The sequence below is a fragment of the Agromyces sp. NDB4Y10 genome (genome assembly GCF_001620055.1).
GTDB classification, from domain to species: Bacteria; Actinomycetota; Actinomycetes; order Actinomycetales; family Microbacteriaceae; genus Agromyces; species Agromyces indicus.
Window position 1 is genome coordinate 23,833 of sequence record NZ_LQGY01000022.1, and the last position, 21,811, is coordinate 45,643.

At 73.5% G+C, this 21,811-nt stretch carries 18 protein-coding genes; 9 read left to right on the forward strand and 9 right to left on the reverse strand.

The annotated features are described in order from the left end of the window. Positions 1–9: 9 nt before the first annotated feature. Positions 10–921, forward strand: coding sequence for an alpha/beta fold hydrolase (locus AVP42_RS05355; RefSeq protein ID WP_067946860.1), 912 nt, complete (start codon positions 10–12; stop codon positions 919–921). After that, a complete protein-coding gene (locus AVP42_RS05360) occupies positions 918–1,994 on the forward strand; it encodes a glycosyltransferase family 1 protein (protein WP_067946862.1) in 1,077 nt (358 codons plus the stop codon). Before AVP42_RS05355 ends, AVP42_RS05360 begins: the two co-directional genes overlap by 4 nt. Here AVP42_RS05360 and AVP42_RS05365 read toward each other — a convergent pair. Further along, positions 1,991–2,632, reverse strand: a complete 642-nt coding sequence (locus AVP42_RS05365; RefSeq protein ID WP_067946864.1) for a histidine phosphatase family protein — start codon at positions 2,630–2,632, stop codon at positions 1,991–1,993. The two genes, AVP42_RS05360 and AVP42_RS05365, sit on opposite strands and share 4 nt — an antisense overlap. Beyond that, positions 2,629–3,411: a Sir2 family NAD-dependent protein deacetylase gene (locus AVP42_RS05370; RefSeq protein ID WP_082847031.1), complete on the reverse strand. Its 783-nt coding sequence runs from the start codon at positions 3,409–3,411 to the stop codon at positions 2,629–2,631. Before AVP42_RS05370 ends, AVP42_RS05365 begins: the two co-directional genes overlap by 4 nt. A 159-nt stretch (positions 3,412–3,570) precedes the next feature. On the opposite strand from AVP42_RS05370, the gene AVP42_RS05375 reads away from it, so the two are divergent. Both AVP42_RS05375 and AVP42_RS05380 read left to right on the forward strand, forming a co-directional pair. Continuing rightward, entirely contained in the window at positions 3,571–4,368 is a 798-nt protein-coding gene (locus AVP42_RS05375; RefSeq protein WP_067946869.1) for an RNA methyltransferase, read from the forward strand. A gap of 23 nt (positions 4,369–4,391) precedes the next feature. After that, positions 4,392–5,672, forward strand: a complete 1,281-nt coding sequence (locus tag AVP42_RS05380) for a D-alanyl-D-alanine carboxypeptidase family protein (RefSeq protein ID WP_067946871.1) — start codon at positions 4,392–4,394, stop codon at positions 5,670–5,672. Here AVP42_RS05380 and AVP42_RS05385 read toward each other — a convergent pair. Continuing rightward, positions 5,669–6,511: an SGNH/GDSL hydrolase family protein gene (locus tag AVP42_RS05385; protein WP_082847020.1), complete on the reverse strand. Its 843-nt coding sequence runs from the start codon at positions 6,509–6,511 to the stop codon at positions 5,669–5,671. The genes AVP42_RS05380 and AVP42_RS05385 overlap by 4 nt on opposite strands. A gap of 104 nt (positions 6,512–6,615) precedes the next feature. Here AVP42_RS05385 and AVP42_RS05390 point away from each other — a divergent pair, with 104 nt between their 5' ends. Beyond that, positions 6,616–8,436, forward strand: coding sequence for a DEAD/DEAH box helicase (locus AVP42_RS05390; RefSeq protein ID WP_067946873.1), 1,821 nt, complete (start codon positions 6,616–6,618; stop codon positions 8,434–8,436). Positions 8,437–8,498: 62 nt separating this feature from the next. Continuing rightward, positions 8,499–9,914 (forward strand): MFS transporter, encoded by a 1,416-nt coding sequence (locus AVP42_RS05395; RefSeq protein ID WP_082847021.1) that lies wholly within the window; start codon positions 8,499–8,501, stop codon positions 9,912–9,914. Here the strand turns inward: AVP42_RS05395 and AVP42_RS05400 are convergent. After that, positions 9,857–11,095 (reverse strand): PLP-dependent aspartate aminotransferase family protein, encoded by a 1,239-nt coding sequence (locus tag AVP42_RS05400; protein WP_067946875.1) that lies wholly within the window; start codon positions 11,093–11,095, stop codon positions 9,857–9,859. The genes AVP42_RS05395 and AVP42_RS05400 overlap by 58 nt on opposite strands. A 109-nt stretch (positions 11,096–11,204) precedes the next feature. On the opposite strand from AVP42_RS05400, the gene AVP42_RS05405 reads away from it, so the two are divergent. From AVP42_RS05405 to AVP42_RS05415, 3 genes are all read left to right on the forward strand, one after another. Then, positions 11,205–11,681 carry an Lrp/AsnC family transcriptional regulator gene (locus AVP42_RS05405; protein WP_067946877.1) on the forward strand — a complete coding sequence of 159 codons (477 nt, stop codon included), beginning with the start codon at positions 11,205–11,207 and terminating at the stop codon, positions 11,679–11,681. Positions 11,682–11,880: 199 nt separating this feature from the next. Next, positions 11,881–12,975, forward strand: coding sequence for a VIT1/CCC1 family protein (locus tag AVP42_RS05410; RefSeq protein WP_067946879.1), 1,095 nt, complete (start codon positions 11,881–11,883; stop codon positions 12,973–12,975). An 8-nt stretch (positions 12,976–12,983) separates the two neighbouring features. Then, on the forward strand, positions 12,984–13,736 hold the full coding sequence (locus AVP42_RS05415; RefSeq protein ID WP_067946881.1) for an SDR family oxidoreductase: 753 nt from the start codon (positions 12,984–12,986) through the stop codon (positions 13,734–13,736). Between the two features lie 39 nt (positions 13,737–13,775). On the opposite strand, the gene AVP42_RS05420 is transcribed toward AVP42_RS05415, so the two are convergent. Genes AVP42_RS05420 through AVP42_RS05440 form a run of 5 tightly spaced genes read right to left on the reverse strand, consistent with a single transcriptional unit; the run spans position 13,776 to position 21,695 of the window. Beyond that, complete coding sequence (locus AVP42_RS05420; protein WP_067946883.1) at positions 13,776–14,636, reverse strand: DUF3097 domain-containing protein; 861 nt, start codon at positions 14,634–14,636, stop codon at positions 13,776–13,778. Between the two features lie 56 nt (positions 14,637–14,692). Then, the gene (locus AVP42_RS05425; RefSeq protein WP_067946885.1) at positions 14,693–15,907 is read right to left on the reverse strand and encodes an MFS transporter; all 1,215 of its coding nucleotides are present in this window, start codon (positions 15,905–15,907) and stop codon (positions 14,693–14,695) included. Between the two features lie 30 nt (positions 15,908–15,937). After that, positions 15,938–19,393: an error-prone DNA polymerase gene (locus AVP42_RS05430; protein WP_067946887.1), complete on the reverse strand. Its 3,456-nt coding sequence runs from the start codon at positions 19,391–19,393 to the stop codon at positions 15,938–15,940. Next, on the reverse strand, positions 19,393–20,949 hold the full coding sequence (locus AVP42_RS05435; protein WP_067946889.1) for a DNA polymerase Y family protein: 1,557 nt from the start codon (positions 20,947–20,949) through the stop codon (positions 19,393–19,395). The genes AVP42_RS05430 and AVP42_RS05435 overlap by 1 nt, the downstream gene beginning before the upstream one ends. Beyond that, positions 20,946–21,695 (reverse strand): hypothetical protein, encoded by a 750-nt coding sequence (locus tag AVP42_RS05440; protein WP_197466964.1) that lies wholly within the window; start codon positions 21,693–21,695, stop codon positions 20,946–20,948. Before AVP42_RS05440 ends, AVP42_RS05435 begins: the two co-directional genes overlap by 4 nt. Positions 21,696–21,811: the final 116 nt, after the last annotated feature.

The following is a 21,811-nucleotide window of genomic DNA, read 5'->3' on the forward strand; positions in this document are numbered from 1 at the left end:
ATGGCCGGGATGATCGCCTCTCCGTACGCCGACGACCTCGCGCGCATCCCGGTCCGCGAACACCGTGCCCTCGTCGCGGGCAGCGACACCGCGTGGTGGGAGTACGGCGACCGCGACGCCCCCGCCATCGTGATGGTGCACGGCTTCCGCGGCGACCACCACGGGCTCGAGCCCATCGTCGCGAAGCTGCCCGGCTACCGCGTGATCGTGCCCGACCTGCCCGGCTTCGGGGCGTCGTCGACGTTCGCCGGCGCCGAGCACGACATCGACGGCTACGCGGCCTGGCTCACGGCGTTCGTCGCCGCGTCCGGCGCGACGGATGCCGCCGCCCGAGCCGCCGGCGGCTACACGCTGCTCGGCCACTCCTTCGGCTCGATCATCGTCTCGGCGGCGGTCGCCGGGGGCCTCGAGCCCGACCGGCTCGTGCTGGTGAACCCGATCGGCGCGCCCGCGCTCGACGGACCCCGCGCGATCATGACCCGTCTCGCGATCGGGTACTACCGCGCCGCCGCCGCGCTCCCCGAGAGGCTCGGCTTCGCGCTGCTGCGCAACCGGGCGATCGTCCGCGTCATGAGCGTCACCATGGCCAAGACCGAGGAACCCGCCCTCCGCCGGTTCATCCACGACCAGCACGACCGCTACTTCTCCGCGTTCAGCGACCGCGACGCGGTGCTCGCCGCGTTCCGCGCGTCGGTGAGCCACGACGTGCGCGAGTACGCGCCCGCCATTCAGGTGCCGGTCCTCCTCGTGGTGGCCGAGAAGGACGACATCACCCCGCTCGCCGCCCAGCACCGCCTCGCGCCGCTGTTCGCCGACGGCACCATCGCGGTCATCGACGGGGTCGGCCACCTCATCCACTACGAGACGCCCGCCGAGGCGGCCGGGCACATCCGCGTGTTCATCGAGGGGGAGCGCGCGTGAGGCTCGTCGTCGACTGCCGCTACGTGCGCGTCGGGCACCACGACGGCATCAGCCGGTTCACCGCCGGCCTCGTGGGCGAGCTCGCGGAGCGGCATCCGCTCACGATGCTGATCAGCGACCACCGCCAGCTCGAGAAGCTCCCGGCGCTGCCGTGGGAACTCGTCAGCAGCCCGACGAGCGTGCGCGAGCCGTGGGTCGCCCGGCAGGTGCGCAAGCTGCGGCCCGACGTCGTCTTCTCGCCCATGCAGACCATGGGCTCGTGGGGCCGCGACTACGCGCTCGTCCTGACGCTGCACGACCTCATCTACTACGAGAACCGCACCCCGCCGCGCGACCTGCCGGCGTTCGTCCGCGGCCTGTGGCGCCTCTACCACCTGGCGTGGTGGCCGCAGCGGATGCTGCTGAACCGGGCCGACGCGATCGTGACCGTCTCCGACACCACCGCGGGCCTCATCCGCTCGCACCGACTCACGCGACGCCCGGTCACCGTCGTGCCGAACGCCGCCGACGAGCTCGGCACACCCCACCTGCCGCGCAGCCGGCCCGAGCGGCCACGGCTCGTGTACATGGGATCGTTCATGCCGTACAAGGGCGTCGACACGCTGGTACGCGCGGCCGCCCAGCTGCCCGACCACGAACTGCACCTCATGAGCCGGGTCCGCCCCGAGGAGCGCCGCCGGCTCGAGCAGCTCGCACCGCAGGCCCGGCTGGTCTTCCACGACGGAGCGACCGACGCCGAGTACGCCGACGTGCTCGCGGGCGCCACGGCGCTCGTCACCGCGTCCAAGGCCGAGGGCTTCGGGATCCCGCTCGTGGAGGCCATGCGACTCGGCACCCCCGTGGTCGTGAGCGACATCCCGATCTTCCGCGAGATCGGCGGTGACGCCGCCCTGTTCTTCCCCGTCGACGACCCCGCCGCGCTCGCCCAGGCGATCGGCGCGCTCGAGCGGCCGGGGGAGTGGGAACGCCGCGCCGCGGCATCCGTCGACGCCGCGGCCCGATTCACGTGGGCGGCATCGGCCGATCGCCTGCTCGACCTGCTACGCGAGGTCGCCGCGCGCCGCGCCCGCTAGCTCCCGGTCGCCTCCACGGGCGCGACCGCGTCGGAGGCCACCAGCTCGAGGCCCGAGGCCGACACGCGCAGCTCGTGCACCGAGCCGTTCGTGACGGATCCGCTCGGCAGGGACGCGCGCTCCCACAGGTGCAGCAGCACCGACTGGATCACGCCGCCGTGCGTGACCGCGACCACCGCGCCACCGGGGTGGCGGGCCGCCAGCCCGAGCAGCGCGGGCACGGCACGCGACACCACGGACACGCGCGACTCCAACCCCTCGATCGGCACCGCCTCGGCCTCGAGCCGACGCCGCTCGGCGGTCGTGAGCCCCTCGAGCGTGCCGTGACGGCGCTCCGCGAGGGCCGGCAAGAGGTCCGGCGCGTCGAGCCCCAGGCGATCGGCGATGATCGTCGCGGTCTCGGCCGAGCGCGACAGCGGACTCGTGACGACCGCATCCCAGCACCCGCCGGCGAGGCGTTCGGCCGTCGCCCGCGACTGCGCCCGGCCCCGGTCGTTCATCGGGATGTCGGTCGCCCCCTGGATGCGGCGCTCGCGGTTCCAGTCGGTCTCGCCGTGGCGCACGAGCGCGATCGTCGTCGCGGGCGCCGCGCCGACGACGGGCACGGCGACCCCCGGCCCCCAGAGGCGCACCGTCATGCGCCGAGCGCCTCCGCCATCGCGGTCAGCGTCTCCGACGCGCCCGCGTCGAGCTTCACCGTTGCGCGGTTGTCGCCCTTCGTAACGCCGCGGTTCACGACGACGATGGGGATCCGCCGGCGACGCGCGATCTCCAGCAGCCGGACACCCGAATTCACCACGAGCGACGACCCGGCCACGAGCAGCACGTCGGCACGCTGCACGAGCGCCGCCGCCTGACGGTAGACCGGCGTCGGCACGAACTCGCCGAAGAACACGACGTCGGGCTTCAGCACGCCGCCGCAGACCGTGCACTCGGGCAGCACCATCGACTCGACGTCGTCGACCTCCGCGTCGCCGTCGGGGTTGATCCGCGCGGGCTTCGACAGGTCGATGTGCGGGTTCAGCAGCTCGAGCCGGTCGGCCACCGACTGCCGCGCGAACATCTGCCCGCACGCGAGGCAGGCGACCCGGTCCGATGCACCGTGCAACTCGACCACGTGCGAACTGCCCGCCTTGCGGTGCAGGCCGTCGACGTTCTGCGTGACGACCCCCGAGACGACGCCCGCCGACTCCAGGCCGGCGAGCGCCCGGTGCCCGTCGTTCGGCTGCGCCGACGCGAACGCGCGCCACCCGAGGTGGCTGCCCGCCCAATAGCGCTTCCGAGCGGTCTCGGACGACAGGAACGTCTGCACGGTCATCGGGTTGCGCACCGGCGCGCCCTCGCCGCGGTAGTCCGGGATGCCGGAGTCCGTGCTCACGCCCGCGCCCGTCAGCACGGCCACGCGCGAGCCGCGCATGAGGTCGATCGCCTCGTCGAACAGCGCGCCCGGCGACGTGGGCGCCTCGATGCCAGTGACCACACGGCTCCCTTCGACGGTGCTTGCGGTTCCCAGAGTCTAAACACCGCGCGTTATCGGAATGTTTCCGCCGACTGGCAGGCTGTCCTCGGAGGGTCCATGCGCATCGAACGAGTCCGCGCCGCGGCATCCGACACCGTCGCCGACTACGCCCGGTTGACGGATGTCGCACTGCGATCGATCACCGAACCCGAACGCGGCGTCTTCATCGCCGAATCGGCCAAGGTGATCCGTCGTGCCATCGAGGCCGGGCACACGCCGCGGTCGGTGCTCATGGAGGAGAAGTGGCTGCCCGGACTGCGCGATGCGCTCGAGCCGTTCGACATCCCCGTGCACCTCGCCGACCCGGCCGAGCTCGAGGCGATCACCGGCTATCGCGTGCACCGCGGCGCGCTCGCCGCGTTCGAGCGCCCCGCGCTGCCGGATCCGGGGACGCTGCTCGCCGCATCCCGACGGGTCGTGATCCTCGAGGACATCGTCGACCACACGAACGTCGGCGCCATCATCCGCTCCGTCGCCGCCCTCGGGGCCGACGCCGTGCTCGTGACGCCCCGGTGCGCCGACCCGCTCTACCGTCGGAGCGTCCGCGTGAGCATGGGCACGGTGTTCCAAGTGCCGTGGACCCGGCTGCCCGAGTGGGGCGAGGCGCGCGAGGTGCTCACGGCGCACGGCTTCACGGTGGCGGCGCTCGCCCTCGCCGACGAGGCGGTCACGCTGCGCCGGCTCGCGGCCGATCCGCCCGAGCGCCTCGCGCTCGTGTTCGGCGCCGAAGGTGACGGGCTCTCGCGCCAAGCGCTCGCGGCGGCGGACACGGTGGTCACGATCCCGATGGCGCACGGCGTGGACTCGCTGAACGTCGCCGCCGCCGCGGCCGTCGCGCTGTACGCGCTCGCCTAGCCCGGGTCGGTATCCTGCAACGGATGTCACGCACGCTCGATCCGGCCCCGCCCGCGGTTCCCGCGACCCCCGCCCGTCCCTCGCCGCGGGTGTACCGTCGACGCCGCATCGCCGTGTTCGGCACGCTCGGCGTGCTCCTCGCGACGCTCATCGGCGGGGGTGCGTATGCGACCACGACGCTCACGGCACCCGTGCCGGAACACGCGCCCGTCGTCGTCGACCCGGCGCCGATCGCGGCGACGGCGCAGGCCGTCGCGCAGCCGGGCTTCGGCACGTGGGCGGTCGGCGCGGTCGGCTTCGACGGGCTCCTCGCCGCCGGCGGTCAGGACACGCCCATGCCGATGGCGAGCATCGCGAAGGTCGTGACGGCGCTCGTGATCCTCGAGGCGCACCCGATCCCGGCGGGCGAGGGCGGGCCGGGCATCGCCTACACCGACGCCGACATCGACCTCTACTGGGACATGGTGGCGCAGAACGGCTCGGTGGCCCCGGTGGCGGCGGGCACGACGCTGAGCCTCCGCCAGAGCCTCGAGGCGATGATGCTGCCGTCGGGCAACAACTACAGCATCTCCCTCGCGCAGTGGGCGTTCGGCTCGGTGGACGCCTACCTCGAGCGCGCGCGGGCCTGGGTCGCCGAGCACGGCCTCGCGAACACGGTGATCGCCGACACGAGCGGTCTCTCGCTCGAGAACACCAGCACCGCGGCCGACCTCGTCACGCTCGGACAACTCGCCCTGCAGGACCCGACCCTCGCCGAGATCGTCGCGACGAAGCAGGTCGAGATCCCCAGGCTCGGCACCCTCGAGAACTCCAACAAGCTCCTCGGCGCGCACGGGGTCGACGGCATCAAGACCGGCACGACGGATGACGCGGCGAACCTGCTCTTCTCGGCCGACGTCCCGGTGGGCTCCGGTTCGGTCACGCTCGTCGGGGTCCTTCTCGGCGGCGCGAACCACCCGCAGGTGCGCGAGGGGATCGCCGCGATGATCGACACGATCGCGCCCGGCTTCCACGAGGTCGTCGCCGTCGAGGCCGGCAGCACCCTCGCGACCTACGAGACCGCGTGGGGCGACACCGCCACCGCCCGCGCGACCGAGAGCGCGACCGTCGTCGTGTGGTCCGACACGCCCGTCGACGTCGCCGTGAGCGCCGAGCCGGTGACCCTCGCCGCCGACGGTTCGCCCGCGGGCACCGCCGTCGTCACCGCAGGCTCGCAGCGCGTCGAGGTGCCGCTCGAGCTCGACGGCACGCTCGACGACCCCGGCGCCTGGTGGCGCCTGACGAACCCGGGCGGGCTGGACTAGCCGCGCTGCGGTCGGGACGCGTCGGCACCGTGCACGCCGGCCTCCGCCGCCTCCGCTGCGGGCAGGGCGTACGGACCGGCATCCGGTCGCTTCGCGGTGATGAAGTCGCCCGACGACTGGTGGCGGATGCGCCGGATCACCCAGGGCACGAGGTACTCGCGCGCCCAGGAGAGGTCCTGCGTGCGGGCCTGCCGCCACGACCGGTCGGGCAGGGGCTCGGGCTTCATGGGCTCGAGGTCGTTCTCGACGTTGAGCGCGCGCAGCACCATCCGCGCCACCTCGTGGTGGCCGAGCGCGTTCAGGTGCAGCCGGTCGCGGTCCCACATCCGCTGGTCCTGGATCTCGGCGAGGGCCCACTGGTCGGCGACGATGCAGTCGTGCTTCTGGGCGATCGCGCGGAGGTTCTCGTTGTAGATCGCGACCTTGCCGCGGATGCCGCGGAACACGGGGGAGAAGCCGACGTCGACGCCGGTGAAGATCACGATCGTTGCGCGGTCGCGGCCGAGGCGCTCGATGGCGTACTCGAACCGCGCCGAGATCTCGTCCGGATCGGTCCGCGGGCGGATCACGTCGTTGCCGCCGGCCGAGATGGTGATGAGGTCCGGGCGGAGTTCGAGCGCGGGTTCGACCTGCTCGTCGATGATCTGCTGGATGAGTCGCCCGCGGATCGCGAGGTTGGCGTAGGCGAAGTCCTCGGTGCCCCGCGAGAGCACCTCGGCGACGCGGTCGGCCCAACCGCGGTGCCCGCCCGGCACGCCGGGCTCGGGGTCGCCGATGCCCTCGGTGAACGAATCGCCGATCGCGACATATCTCGACCAGGGATGCTGCTGGGTGACCATCCCTCCATTCTGCACAGCGCGCGCGGCGGGCGCGGGCCATCGGACCTGCACGTGTGTGCGAGATGCCGCCGGTCTGTCGGGCGCCTCGACTAGAGTGCTGCAGAGTGAGCAACGCGACCCCCTCCGGCCATCACCTGCCGGGCACCTCGGCCGCCGAGCACCTCTCACCGTCCTTCCCCGCGCGCGCACCGTGGGGCACCGCGTCGAAGCTCCGCGCCTGGCAGGCCGAGGCGCTCGACCGCTACTTCGAGACGGAGCCGCGCGACTTCCTCGCCGCCGCGACGCCCGGCGCCGGCAAGACGACCTTCGCGCTGCGCCTCGCGGCGGAGCTGAGGGCACGTCGCACGATCGACCGGATCACGGTCGTCGCCCCCACCGATCACCTGAAGCGCCAGTGGGCGGATGCCGCGGCGCGCATCGGGATCCGGCTCGACCCCGGGTTCCGCAACGCGCACGGCCGGTCGGCGCGGCACTACCACGGCGTCGCGGTCACGTACGCGCAGGTCGCGGTGCGGCCCGCGCTGCATCGCGAATTGACGCTCTCGGGGCGGACGCTCGTGATCCTCGACGAGGTGCACCACGGCGGTGACACGCTCTCGTGGGGCGACGCCATCCGCGAGGCGTTCGAGCCGGCCACGCGCCGGCTGTCGCTCACCGGCACCCCGTTCCGCAGCGACACCGCGCCGATCCCGTTCGTGCACTACGAACCGGACGCGCAGGGGATCCGCGTCTCGAAGACCGACTACGACTACGGCTACGGGCGGGCCCTGCAGGACGGCGTCGTCCGACCCGTGCTGTTCATGGTCTACGCCGGCAGCATGCGCTGGCGCACCAAGGCGGGCGACGAGATGGAGGCCCGGCTCGGCGAGGACGCCACGAAGGACATCCACTCAGCCGCATGGCGAACGGCGCTCGAGCCCACGGGGGAGTGGATCCCCGCGGTGCTGCAGGCGGCCGACCGACGGCTCACCGAGGTGCGCCACGCGATCCCCGACGCCGGGGGCCTCGTCATCGCGACCGACCAGTCCATGGCCCGCGCCTACGCCGAGATCCTCGAGCAGGTGTGCGGCGAGAAGGTCACCGTCGTGCTCTCCGACGAGAAGGAGGCGTCCGGCCGGATCGAGGAGTTCTCGAACGGCACGAGCCGCTGGATGGTCGCGGTGCGCATGGTCTCGGAGGGCGTGGATGTGCCGCGACTGGCTGTCGGGGTCTACGCGACCAGTTCGTCGACGCCGCTGTTTTTCGCGCAGGCCATCGGCCGCTTCGTGCGCGCACGCCGTCGTGGTGAGACCGCGTCGGTGTTCCTGCCCAACGTTCCCGTGCTGATGGCCCTGGCCGGCGAGCTCGAGCGGCAGCGGGACCACGCGCTCGACCGGCGTTCGGGCGACGGCGACGACGACCCCGGGCTCGACGACGGACTGCTCGAGTCGGCCAACCGCGACGAGAAGGCGTCCGACGAGCTGCAGGACGAGTTCACCTGGCAGGCGCTCGCATCGGATGCCACGTTCGACCGCGTCGTCTACGACGGCACCGACTTCGGGACGTTCGCCGAGCCCGGCAGTGATGAGGAACTCGACTTCATCGGCCTTCCCGGCATCCTCGAACCCGACCAGGTCGCCGAGCTGCTGCGGCATCGGCAGGCGCGCCAGGCGCGGCGCGCGTCGGAGCGCCGCAAGCACGCGGCATCCGCCGACGAGGACGAGACCGCGCACGCCGAGCCGGTGGCCCTCTACCGCACGCTCAAGGAGCAGCGCTCGCTGCTGAACAGCCTGGTGGGGCTGTACGCGAGGCAGACGGGCCAGGCGCACTCGCTCGTGCACGCCGAACTGCGCCGTGCGTGCGGCGGCCCGGAGGTCGCCCAGGCGACCGTCACGCAGCTGCAGGCGCGCATCGAGCTGCTGCGCAAGCGGCTCTCCGGTCGGTGAGGCCGGCGCCGGGGTCCCGCTCGACCCGGGTCGCGTCACCGGGACGACGTAGCATGGCGCGCATGGATCGCCGCGCTCGCGTGCTCGTCATCGCGATCGTCGTCGCGTTCATCGCCTTCCTCGACGGTGCGGTCATCAACATCGCGCTCCCGGCCATCGAAGCCGACCTCGGGGGCGGACTCGCGCTGCAGCAGTGGGCGGTCGACGCGTACCTGCTGACGCTCGGATCGCTCATCCTGCTCGCGGGCTCGCTGTCCGACTCGTTCGGGCGGCTGCGCATCCTGCGGATCGGACTGTACGGCTTCGGGCTCACCTCGGTCGTCTGCGCCATCGCGACGGACGGCACGATCCTCGTCGTCGCCCGCGCGCTGCAGGGTGCGGCCGGCGCCCTGCTAGTGCCGAGCTCGCTCGCGCTGATCATCGCGACGTTCCCGCGCAGCGAGCAGGGTCGCGCGATCGGCCGGTGGACCGCCTGGACGACGAGCGCGTTCCTCGTCGGGCCGCTGCTCGGCGGTGCGCTCGTGGACCTCGTGTCCTGGCGGCTCGTGTTCGCGATCAACGTGCTGCCGATCGCGGCCGCCCTCGTGATGCTGCGCCCGCTCGGTCGCGACGAGCCGAATCCCGATCGGGCCCGCGTCGACTGGCTGGGCGCGGCATTGGGGGTGTTCGGCCTCGCCGGCACCGTCTTCGCCCTGATCGAGCAGGGGCGACTCGGCTGGGCCGACCCGCTCGTGTTCGTGCTCGTGACGGTCGGACTCGTGTCGCTCGTCGCGTTCGTGGCCTGGGAGCGCCGGGCGCCGGCTCCCATGCTGCCGCTCACGCTGTTCCGCGCCCGGAATTTCGCCGCGGGCAACCTCGCCACCCTGTTCATCTACGCCGCGTTCTCGCTCGGACTGTTCGCGCTGCCGATCTTCCTGCAGGAGTCCGGCGGATTCCCGGCGACCCTCGCGGGACTCGCGACCCTGCCGCCGACCGTGATGCTGGTCCTGCTCGGATCGTGGTTCGGCGGACTGGGCGGTCGGTACGGGCCGCGGCTGTTCATGGCGCTGGGGCCGATGATCGTCGCGATCGGCTGGCTGCTGACCCTCGCCCTCGACCTGCCGGTGGACTACTGGTGGCAGGTGTTCCCCGGCATGGTCGTCGCCGGGCTCGGCATGGCGATGACCGTGGCGCCGCTCACGGCGGCGATCCTCGGCGCAGTCGACCCGGCGCGCGCCGGGATCGGGTCGGCCGTGAACAACGCCGTCGCCCGCATCGCCGGACTCGTCGCGATCGCCTCGATCGGCGTCATCGTGGCCGGGCGGCTCGACGTCGACGGCTACCACCGGGTCGCGATTGCGACCGCCCTGCTGCTGGTCGTCGGCGGGGCGGTGTCGTGGATCGGCATCCGCAACCCCGCCCCGCCCGCGGACGAGGGCGATCAGCCGGCGACGCCGGCCTCCGGGACGGCGGGAGCCGACGAGCGCCCCAGGTCCTGAGGCACGGCCGCCGCATCCAGTGCGGCCATGAGGTCGGCGGTCAGGTCGTCGACGTGCTCGAGGCCGATCGAGAGTCGCACGACGCCGGCGTTCGGCTTGGCGTGCGCGGCGACGGGACGGTGCGTGAGCGAGGCGGGGTGCTGCACGAGCGAATCGACGCCGCCGAGCGAGACGGCGTGCGTCACCAGCTCGCACGCCTCGGTGAACCGGCAGGCGGCGTCGTAGCCGCCGGCGAGTTCGATCGCGATGATCGAACCGGGACCGGCCATCTGGCGGCCGACGAGCCCCTGCGGGTCCTGGCCCGGAAGACCCGGGTACCGCACGCTCGCGACGGCCGGGTGCGTCTCGAGGCGGCGCGCCAGCTCGGCGGCCGTCTCCTGCTGCGCGCGGACGCGCACCGGGAGGGTCCGGATGCCGCGGTGCAGGAGGTACGCGCCCATCGGGTGCAGGAGCCCGCCGGTGAGCGCACGGACGCGCCGGAGCTTCTCGACCCACTCGATGGGGCCGGCGACCACGCCGCCCATCGCGTCACCGTGGCCGCCGAGATACTTCGTCGCGCTGTGCAGCACGAGGGTCGCGCCGTGCTCGATGGGGCGCTGCAGCACGGGGGTGGCGAAGGTGTTGTCGACGAGGAGCGGCAGGTCGCCTGCGGCATCCGCGGCACGTCGCAGGTCGATGAGTTCGAGGGTGGGGTTCGCGGGCGTCTCGACGATGACCAGTCCGGTGTCGGGGCGGACCGCGTCGGCGATGCCGTCGACGTCCGTCCAGGCCACCCGGGTGCCGAGCAGGCCGCTCTCCAGGACGTGGTCCGAGCCGCCGTAGAGCGGACGCACGGCCACGACGTGCGGGCGACCGTCGGAGACGGTGGCGATGAGCGTCGCGGCGAGCGCGGCCATGCCGGTGCCGAACGCGACCGAGCCCTCGGCGCCCTCGAGGTCGGCGAGCGCCGTCTCGAATCGGGCGACACCCGGATGCCACAGCCGCTGGTAGACGGCGGACCGGCCCTCGGTGAGGCTGCCGCCCGTGGCGAGCTCCTCGTAGGACAGTCCGCCGGTCTCGACGTCGCCGAGCGGGTTGGTCGTGGAAAGATCGATCGTGGGAACGTGCGAGCCCTGCTCGCGGACGCCCTCCATGCCGGCGTGGACGGCGCGGGTCTCGAGGTTCGACGACGGTGTCAACATGACAGCAGGCTACAGAATCTGTGGCTGGGCGAAGGTCTGTCCGAAGATGCTTGCGGATCGGTTGGATTTGGCGCAGAATCTTCTGAGTTGAGCTGAGAGGATCCGCATCATGCCGCAGAAAGCCGAACTGGATCGGGTCGACCGAGCGCTGCTGGCGGCGCTGTCGAAGAACGCCCGCGCCTCCGGTGCGGCGCTCGCGGCCGAGGTGGGCGTCGCCGAGTCCACGGTGTCGCTCCGGCTCCGCCGTCTGCAGAGCCTCGGCACGGTGAAGGGATACCGCGTCGACGTCGACCTCGCCTCGCTCGGCGTCTCGCTCCAGGCCCTCATCGCGATCCGCCTCGTCAAGCACGACCGCAGCGAGATCGACGCCTTCCGCAACGCCGTTCCGCACCTGCCCGGCGTGCTCGGCGTCTTCCACGTCGCCGGCGCCGAAGACTACCTGCTGCACGTCGCCGCGCGCGACGCCGAGGAGCTCCGCCAGTTCGTGCTCGCACACCTCACCGGTCATCCGGCCGTCGCGCACACCGAGACGAACCTCATCTTCGAGTACGCCGACGGCGACGGCTGGCAGTCGCTCGTCGGCTGAGCCCGCGGCATCCGCTCACGAGGGCCTGCAGGGCGGGCCCCCGGTTCGGCGATCCGAAATGCTGCCAATTCCTCACGCCAGGCCGCTCGGACGCCATCCGCCCCGCTAGCCTTTCGGAGGCCCCGCGGGGCCGACACGCGACGAGGCGGGCGCCGGACCGCCCAGGTCGCGACCGTCGCCCGCGACCGGATGGAGCACGATGACCGCCCACGAACCGCAGGGGACGCCCGCCGACCGCGCGCGCTGGAAGCGCTACCTCGCCGACGAGCGCGCCGAGGCCGCCGTCTACCGCGAGCTCGCGGCTCGCCGCGACGGCGAGGAGCGCGAGATCCTCCTCGCCCTGGCTGCCGCCGAAGGACGCCACGAGGCGCACTGGCTCGCGCTGCTCGACGGCGACGACGGGGGGATCCCGCGCGCCGATCTGCGAACCCGCCTGCTCGCAGGGCTCGCCCGCCGATTCGGCTCCATCTTCGTCCTCGCGCTCGCACAGCGCGCCGAGGCGCGGTCGCCGTACTCGACCGACCCGCACGCGACCGCCGCGATGGCCGCCGATGAGCGCATCCACGGCGAGGTCGTCCGCGGGCTCGCCGCGCGGGGGCGCCGCCGGCTCGCGGGCACGTTCCGCGCCGCGGTCTTCGGCGCGAACGACGGGCTCGTCTCCAACCTCGCGCTCGTCCTCGGCATCGGCGCCACCGGCGTCCCCGCGCCCGTCGTGCTGTTCACCGGCATCGCCGGCCTTCTCGCGGGAGCCCTCTCGATGGGCGCCGGCGAGTACGTGTCGGTCCGGTCGCAGCGTGAGCTGCTCGAGGCATCCGCCCCCGACCCCGGCGCGCGCGAGGCCCTCGTCGACCTCGACATCGACGCCAACGAGCTCGCGCTCGTCTACCGCGCGCGAGGCATGGCCGAGCAGGACGCCGTCGAGCAGGCGGCCCTCGTCGTCGCACGCGTCCAGGCGGCCGGTCGCACGCCCGCCCCGACCGACGCGATCGGCGTCGTCGAGCACGACGACGAGGCCGTCGGGACGGGGATGAGCGCGGCCGTCTCGAGCTTCCTCTTCTTCGCGTCGGGCGCGCTGATCCCGGTGCTGCCGTGGATCTTCGGCATGTCCGGCACGGCGGCGATCGTCACCGCGACGGTGCTCGTCAGCCTCGCACTGCTCCTCACGGGCGCCACCGTGGGCCTGCTCTCCGGGGCGTCGCCGCTGAAGCGCGCGCTCCGGCAGCTCGCCATCGGCCTCGGCGCCGCCGCGGTCACCTACCTGCTCGGCCTCGCATTCGGCACCACCCTCGGTTAGGAGCGCCCATGGCCCGACCCGTCGCCCTCGTCACCGGAGCCGGTCGACGCAACGGGATCGCCTACGCCATCGCGTCGGACCTCGCCGCCGACGGCTGGGACGTCGCGTTCACCTACTGGCGCGCCTACGAGCACCGGATGTCCCTCGGCGGCGACCCGGAGGCGGACCCGGCGAGCCTCACCCGCGAGCTCGAGGCCGCCGGGGCCCGCGCGCTCGCGATCGAGGCGGACCTCGCCGACCCCGAGACCCCGGACCGGATCGTCCGCGCGGTGCGCGACGAGCTCGGCCCGGTGCGCGCACTCGTGCTCGCGCATTCGGAGAGCGTCGACAGCGGCATCCTCGACACCTCCGTCGACGCCTTCGACCGGCACCTCGCCGTGAACGCACGAGCCGCCTGGCTGCTGATCCGCTCCCTTGCCGAGCACGTGCCCGCCGACGGCGCCCGGATCGTGGCGCTCACGAGCGACCACGTCGTGGGCAACCTCGCCTACGGCGTGAGCAAGGGGGCACTCGACCGCGTCGTCCTGGCCGCCGCCGGCGAGCTCGCGGCTCGGGGCATCACCGCGAACTCGGTGAACCCGGGCCCCGTGGACACCGGGTGGATGGACGACGCCACCCGCGCCGCGCTGGTCGCGCGACAGCCGACGGGACGCCTCGGTACGCCGCACGACGTCGCCCGCCTCGTCCGCTTCCTGGTCTCGCCCGACGCTGGCTGGGTGACGGGCCAGCTGATCACCAGCGACGGCGGCTTCTCCATCTGAGGCGCCGGCGCCGCCCGGTCGCGGCCGCCCGCCTGAGGATCACCCGGGTGCGGTGACGAAGTCGATGAGCTCCTCCACGCGGCCGAGCAGGGCCGGCTCGAGGTCGCCGTACCCGCGGACGCGGCCGAGGATGTGCTGCCAGGCACGGGCGATGTCGGCCTGGTCGGCGTGCGGCCAGCCGAAGGCCGCGCACACGCCGTGCTTCCACGACGTGCCGCGGGGGATCGTCGGCCAGGCGTCCTTCCCGAGGCGGGCGGGCTTCACGGCCTGCCAGATGTCGACGTAGGGGTGGCCGACGACGAGCACGTCACCCCGGTGCCGGCCGCGCATCACCGCGTCGGCGATGCGCTGCTCCTTCGAGCCGGGCACGAGATGGTCGACCAGTACGCCCACGCGGCGGCCGGGGCCCGGCCGGAACTCGTCGAGCACGTCGTCGAGGACGTCGACGCCCTCGAGGTACTCGACCACGACACCCTCGACCCGGAGGTCGGCGCCCCAGATCTTCTCCACGAGCTCGGCGTCGTGGCGGCCCTCGACGAAGATCCGGCTCGGCAGCGCCACCTTCGCCGGCCCCGACTCGGCCGCGAACGAACCCGACGCCGTTCGGAGTCGACCCCGGGGCGCGGACGGCGTCGGGGCGACGAGCTTCACGGGCTCGCCGTCGACGAGGAAGCCGTGCCCGAGGGGGAACATGCGGGTCCGCCCGTGGCGGTCCTCGAGCGTCACCGTCTGCTTCTCGACCCGCACCACGGCACCGCAGTATCCGTCGGCGGCGAGTTCGACGACGAGGTCCCGCTCCGCGGCCACCTCGCGGATGGTGCGGCGGCCGGTGGCACGCCAGTCGCCGGCGAGCACGTCGGTGCCGTATCGGTCGGGTCCGGATGCGTCGAAGGGAGGCACCGCACGAGATTAGCCCGATGGCCCGCCGCAGGATCGGTGACACGGCCGTGAGACGCTCAGTCCGGACGAGGGCGCCGCCGATATGCGAGACCGGCCGTCCACGCTGCTCCGCCGCCGGCGATCGCCGCGGCGACCGCGAACGCCCACGGGATGCCGAACGGCGCCGCGACCAGCCCCAGCAGGATCGGCCCGATGCCGAGTCCCAGATCGATGGCCGCGCTTCCCGTCCCCGCCGCGATGCCTCGCTCGCTCGGCGTCGCCGTCGCGAAGATCGCCGAGAAGAACGCCGGCGTGCTGAACGAGACGCCGACCGCCATGATGACGGTCGCGACCAGGAAGCCGGTCGGCTGCTGCCAGACGGTCGCGAGGGCCGCCCCGAACCCGATCGCGCAGAGCGCAGCACTGCCCAGCACGAGTGGAGGGACGCGATCCGGGACCCGGGCGAATGCGACTCGGCACACCACGACGGTTCCGCCGTAGACGAAGAGCACCACGCTCGGGTTCGGGAAGCCGAGTCGAGTCGCGTGCAGCGAGGCGAACGCGAGCAGACCTCCCATCGCGATGAGCGAGGTCAGGAATCCGAGCGCTGCCGGGATCGCCGGCCGGTGGATGATGCGCAGCGGTTCGCCGACGGCTGGTCGGGCCACGCGCGTCTCCCCGACGATCAACACGACGACGGCGGCCACCGCCGCCAGGAGCGCCGCGCCGACCCAGACAGCTCCGAACGCGCCCGTCTCGAGGAGCAGTTCGCCGAACGGCGGTCCGAGCGCCAGCCCGAGGTAGAGCCCGAGCGAGTTGTACGACAGCGCTTCGCCCATCCGTTCGGCAGGCGCGATGTCGGCCAGAGCGGCGAAGCTCGCCACGAAGAAGGCCGCCTCGCCCACGCCGGCCACCAGCCGGAGCGCGACGACGGCGATGAGGGAATCGGCGATGCCGGTCAGGGCGAGGGCCGTGCTGGCGAGCAGAGCACCGCCCACGAGCAGCGGCCGTCGACCGAACCGGTCGGCGAACCGTCCGGCGATGGGGCGCAGGACGAGGGCGGAGACCGCGAATGCGCCGAAGGCGATACCCGCCGAGGCCTCGTCGCCGCCGACGGGGCCGACCACGAACAGCGGAAGTGCGAAGATCGCCGCGCCGGCCGCGGTGAAGTAGGCGAGATCGGCGATCGCGAGGGCGATGAACGACCTCGTGAAGAGTGGTGCCCGCGATCGCGGCGCCACTGGATTCCCGATGTTCGAGCGGCGTCCGTCGCGCCCGGGGCGCGCGGCCATGCTCCAGCGTACCGCCGACATGCGAACGGATCATCGGAAGTCGCGCGACCGGTTCGTGGTCGACACGGTGAGCGGCTCGAACCGGTCGGCGACGAGGTTCACGACCCCCTCGGGCGAGCGCTCCAGGATGCCGCGAACCACCATCGCGGGCGCCTCCCGGGCGATCCGCCGGTACCGGCTCCAGACCCCGACGCTCGCGATCACGTTGAGCGTGCCGGACTCGTCCTCCAGGTTCATGAACGTGATGCCGCTCGCGGTCGCCGGCCGCTGCCGGTGCGTGACCACGCCGCCGACCTCGATTCGGCGCCCCGACTCGGCCCGCTGCAGGCGGTCGATGCGGACCACGCCGCGCTCGTCGAGCCGGTCGCGCACGTGGCGGATCGGGTGGTCGTCGGGGGAGATGCCGGTCGCCCACAGGTCGTACACCACCTGCTCGGCGTCGTTCAGCATCGGCAGCAGCGGCGGCTGCACCACGACGACCGCGCCGGGCAGGTAGTCGGCGCGGTCCTGCGCCGCTTCGCCGGCGAGCCACAGCGCCTGGCGCGGCTGCAGGTCGAAGCACTCGAACGCGCCGGCCGCGGCGAGCGCCTCGAGCTGCGTCGCGTCGAGGCCGGCGCGCCGGGAGAGGTCGGCCATGTCGCGGTACGGCCCGTGCTGCTCGCGCTCGGCGACGATGCGCTCGGCGACCTTCTCGCCGATCGAGGTGACGTCGGCGAGGCCCAGCCGCACGGCGAACGCGCCGTCGCGGCGGTGCTCCGCCGAGCGGTCGGGCGCCGCCCGGTCGAAGTCGCCGACGGGCGGCTGGGTCGGGTGGGCGCACTCGGGCATGCCCGTGGGGCGACGGATGCCGCGTGCCCCCGCCGCGGCATCCGTCGCCGGCTCATCGCGGCCGTCGCCGTCGACCGGCTCGAGCCCCGCGTGCACGCCCGAGCGCGCGAGATCGGGCCGCCGCAGCTCGACGCCGTGCCGGCGCGCGTCGGACGTGAGCGTGTGCGGCGAGTAGAAGCCCATCGGCTGGGCGCGGAGCAGGGCGGCGAGGAACGCCGCCGGGTAGTGCAGCTTCAGCCACGAGCTCGCATAGACCAGCAGCCCGAAGCTGATGGCGTGGCTCTCGGCGAAGCCGAAGTTCGCGAACGCCTCGATCTTCTCGTAGATGGAGTCGGCCACATCGGGCTCGACGCCGTTGCGGGCCATGCCGTCGTAGAGCTTCGCGCGCAGCCGCTCGATCTTCTCGACGCCGCGCTTGGAACCCATGGCACGCCGCAGCAGGTCGGCGTCGGCAGCATCGCAGTCGCCCACCGCGACGGCCATCTGCATGAGCTGCTCCTGGAACAGCGGCACCCCGAGGGTGCGCCGCAGCACGGGCACGAGCTTCGGGTGCAGGTAGCTGATCGGCTCCTCGCCCGTGCGCCGGCGGATGTACGGGTGCACCGCGCCGCCCTGCACCGGTCCGGGGCGGATGAGCGCGATCTCGACGACGAGATCGTAGAAGCAGCGGGGCTTCAGGCGGGGGAGGGTGCCCATCTGCGCACGCGACTCGACCTGGAACACCCCGATCGAGTCGGCCCGGCACAGCATGTCGTAGACGGCCGGCTCCTCCTTCGGGATCGTCGCGAGCTCCCACTCCTCGCCGGTGCACTCGCGCACGAGGTCGAACGTGTACTGCAGCGCCGCGAGCATGCCGAGGCCGAGCAGGTCGAACTTCACGAGGCCCATCCACGCGCAGTCGTCCTTGTCCCATTGCAGCACCGTGCGGTTCTCCATGCGGGCGTGCTCGATGGGGCACACCTCGCCCACGGGCCGGTCGGTGAGCACCATGCCGCCCGAGTGGATGCCGAGGTGCCGCGGGAAGGTGAGCAACTGCTCGGCGAGCTCGACGACCGCGTCGGGGATGTCGTGGTCCTCCGTCTCGACCACGGCGCCCCACCGCTCCACCTGGCGCGACCACGCATCCTGCTGGCCCGTGGAGTAGCCGAGCGCCTTCGCCATGTCGCGTACCGCGCCCTTCGGGCGGTAGCTGATCACGTTCGCCACCTGCGCGGCGTTCTGCCGGCCGTACTTGCCGTAGACGTACTGGATGATCTCCTCCCGTCGGTCGGAGTCGAAGTCGACGTCGATGTCGGGCTCCTCGTCGCGCAGCGACGACAGGAAGCGCTCGAACGGCAGTTCGTAGAAGATCGAGTCGACCCCGGTGATGTCGAGCACGTAGCAGACCGCCGAGTTCGCCGCCGAACCGCGACCCTGGCACAGGATGCCGCGGCGTCGAGCCTCCTGCACGAGATCGTGCACGATCAGGAAGTAGCCGGGGAAGTCCTTCTGCTCGATCACGTCGAGCTCCTTCGCGAGCCGGTCGCGCACGTGGTCCGGGAGTCCCGGATAGCGTCGCTCGGCGCCGCGCCACACGAGTTCGCGGAGCCACGACATGGGCGTGTGCCCCTCGGGCACCTCCTGTCGGGGCAGCTTCGGCCGGGCGCTGCGCAGCCGGAACGACAGGTCGCGCGCGAGGGTCGCCGAGTGGGCGACGGCACCCGGGTAGCGGTCGAACCGCGCGAGCATCTCGGCGCCGGAGCGCAGGTGGAGTCCGTCGGTCGCCGGGAGCCACCCGTCGAGCTCGTCGAGGCTGCGCCGCGCCCGCACCGCCGCGAGCGCCGACGCCAGCCGGTGCTCGCCGGGGGTCGCGTAGTGCACGGCGTTCGTCGCGAGCACGGGCAGGTGCGCCCGGGCGGCGAGCCCGGCGAGCGCGTCGTTGCGGACCTGGTCGAGCGGGTCGCCGTGGTCGGTGAGCTCGACGACGACGTGGTCGCGGCCGAACAGGGCGACGAGCCGGTCGAGTTCGCGCCACGCGGCATCCGCCCCGCCCTCGCCCGCGAGCGCACGTCGCACCGCGCCCTTGCGGCACCCCGTGGAGACGACCCAGTGCCCGCCGCTGCGTTCGGCCAGGTCGTCGAGGTCGTACACCGGGCGGCCCTTCTCGCCGCCCGCGAGCTGGCCCGCGGTGATCGCCGACGCCAGCCGGTGGTAGCCCTCCTCGCGCCCGGCGAGCACGAGCAGGTGGTCGCCCTCGGGGTCGGCGGCGCCCATCTGCGGTTCGGTGAGGCCGAACGACAGCTCGGCGCCGAAGACCGTGTCGAGATCGGGGTACGCCTCGGCGGCCTCGGCGAAGCGCACGACGCCGTAGAAGCCGTCGTGGTCGGTGATGGCGATGCCGCTGAGGCCGAGCCGGTGCGCCTCCTCGACCAGCCGTTCCGGCCCCGACGCGCCGTCGAGGAAGCTGAACGTCGAATGCGCGTGCAGCTCGGCGTACGGCACGATGGGGCCGGCCGGTCGTTCCTCGACGTCGCCCGAGGGGCGGTACGGATGCCGCTTCCGGCTCCATCCCGGGCTGTCGCCGCCGTCGGCGACGACCTTGGAACCGCTCGGCCGCTGCCGGTCGGAGAGCCGGCGTTCGAGCTCGGACCATGGGATCTCGGGGTTGTTCCAGCCCATCAGTCGTACCTCGCCTCGGCCCACCAGCCCTCGGCGTCGCGGACGAGCAGCCACGCGCAGCCGTCGTGGTCGACGACCTGGAAGCGGTGGACGCGCCGCGCGCGCTCCGCATCCCACCAGCGCTCGACGACCGGCCACGGCCCCGCCCACGCCCGGACCGGCGCGGGCCGTGCGGCGCCCGCCGCGAACGACACGGGTGCCGCCGAGATCGCCCCGCGGGCGTCGACGGCGACGGGCGAGCCGCCGTCGTCGACGAGCGTCACCGGCATCCGTTCGCGGAACACGCTCGCGGGGGCGAGCGCCGGGAGGCTGCCGGGCCACGGCGCCGCGGCCGTCGCGCGCTCCGGTGCGCGGTCGCCCCACGGTACGAGCACCTGCCGGTCGGCGAGCATGCGGCCGCCGCCGACCGCCGCCGTCACGACGCCCTCGTGCCCGAGCATGCTCTGCACGCGGGTGAGCCCGTGGTGCACGCGCTCGTCGGGCCCGCCGCCCCACAGGCCGGCCTCGTGGTTGCCCGTCGAGTCGACGCGCTCGGGTACGACGCGCAGCCGCACGATCGGGGAATCGAGCCCGGCGTCGGCGGTGCCCGCGCCCTGCAACTGCCACCGCACCCGGTCGACCACGTCGGCGGGCGTGAACCAGTGCGGATGCAGCCAGCTTCGGCTCGAGTGCCCGCCGCGCTCGTCGTCGAGCTCGACGCGGATGCCCGTGCACACGAGCCGGACCGCCCGCATGCGCTCGATGAACTCGTCGGCCCGCACGCGGAACGCGAACGCGAGCTGGTCGATGCGGTCGAGCGGCGGCTCGAAGTGCTGCTCGATCTCGAAGTCGGGCGGGGGAGTGCGGGGAGCCACCCGCGACTGCTCACGGCCTGCGGCGCGGTCGTGGGCGAACGCACCGGCCGCGCCGAAGCGCCGTCGCACGTCGTCGTCGGGCAGCGCGGCGAACTCGCCGAGCGTGCGCACGCCGAGCCGGTGCAGCAGCGTCGCCGTGCGCGCGTCGACGACGAGCGACACGGACAACGGGGCGAGGAAGGCGGCCGCCCCGCCCGTCGCCACCAGGTGCACGGGCGACCGCGAACCGGCACGGGAGGCCGCACGCGCCGCCTGCTCGGCCGCGAACGGTCCGTCGGCGACCCCGACCCGGGCGCCGACCACGCCGAGCCCGGCGGCCGCGTCGAGCAGCGCCCGAGCCGCCGCCTCCTCGCCGCCGTAGTACCGTGCCGGGCCGCGGGCGCGCATCGCGAGCGTGCCCGGTCGCAGCACCTGCACGCCCGGCACGATGGCCTCGATGCCGCGCACCACCGGCTCGAACGCGCGATGGTCGAGCGCGGCGTCGTACTCGAGCACCGTGAGGGCGGTCGAGCGGTACTGCGCCTCGCGGAGCTTCAGCCCGCGCGTCACGCCGTCGCGCCGGGCGGCCGCCGAGCACGAGTGCACGAGCCCCTTCTCGGTGAGCGCCACCGGGAGGGCGGGGTCGACGCCGTGCTCGCGGCACGCAGCGAGCACGGGCCAGTCGGGACACCACAGCACGATGGTGCGCACCGCCGCGCTCATGACGCCCTCGCGCCGAAGTCGGGGCGATGCACGACGGATGCCGCACCCGGGCCGACCGCGTCGGGCGTCGCGTCGACCGCCGCGAATCCGAGGTCGCCCGCGGGCAACCGCAGGCGCCGTCGGCTGCCCCGGCCGACCTCGCCGCGACCCGTCACCCGGACCACGACCTCGCGCTCGGCGAGGTGCCCGTGACCGCGGTCGAGCCCGGTCCAGTCGCTCTGCTCGAGCTCGAGGCGCGCATCGCTGCCGGGCCAGTCGCCGTCGACCAGCAGCAGGGCGCCGCGCTGGCGGAGCCGCGCCGCGAACCGCGACGCCTCGGCGGGCGCCAGGCGCCCCGCCGGGCGCACGGCCACCACGGGGATGACGTCGGCGAGCGCCGCCGCGACCGTGAGCCACTGCCGGCCGGGATCGGGCACGAGCACGAGCCGCTCGAGATCGATGCCGAACCGCGAGGCCGCCTCGACGCCGAACTCGGGAATGCCCGAGACCGCGACCCAGCGACCGCTCCGCGACGGACCAGCGAGCGCCGCCATGAGCAGCGTGATCGACCCCTCGACCTGCACCACCGCGCCCTCGCGCAGGGCGCCGCCGGGCAGCACCGCGGCGAGCGCCGGATGCGTCGGCACCGCCCGCGAGTCGAGCCGCGTGGCCTGCATGCCCCGGATGCGCGCCTGGAGCTCCTCCACCCGCTCGACCCGGCCCGCGGCCGCGACGGAGGCGGTCGGCACGGATCGGGGAGCGGTCATCGTCACCACTCAATGTTCGAACACATGTTCGAATACGGCAAGTCCCGGATGCCACGCGTCCGCGCCCCCGGGCAGGGGTCGCCGACCGCGGCGGCACCCCGCGGCATCCGCTCGCA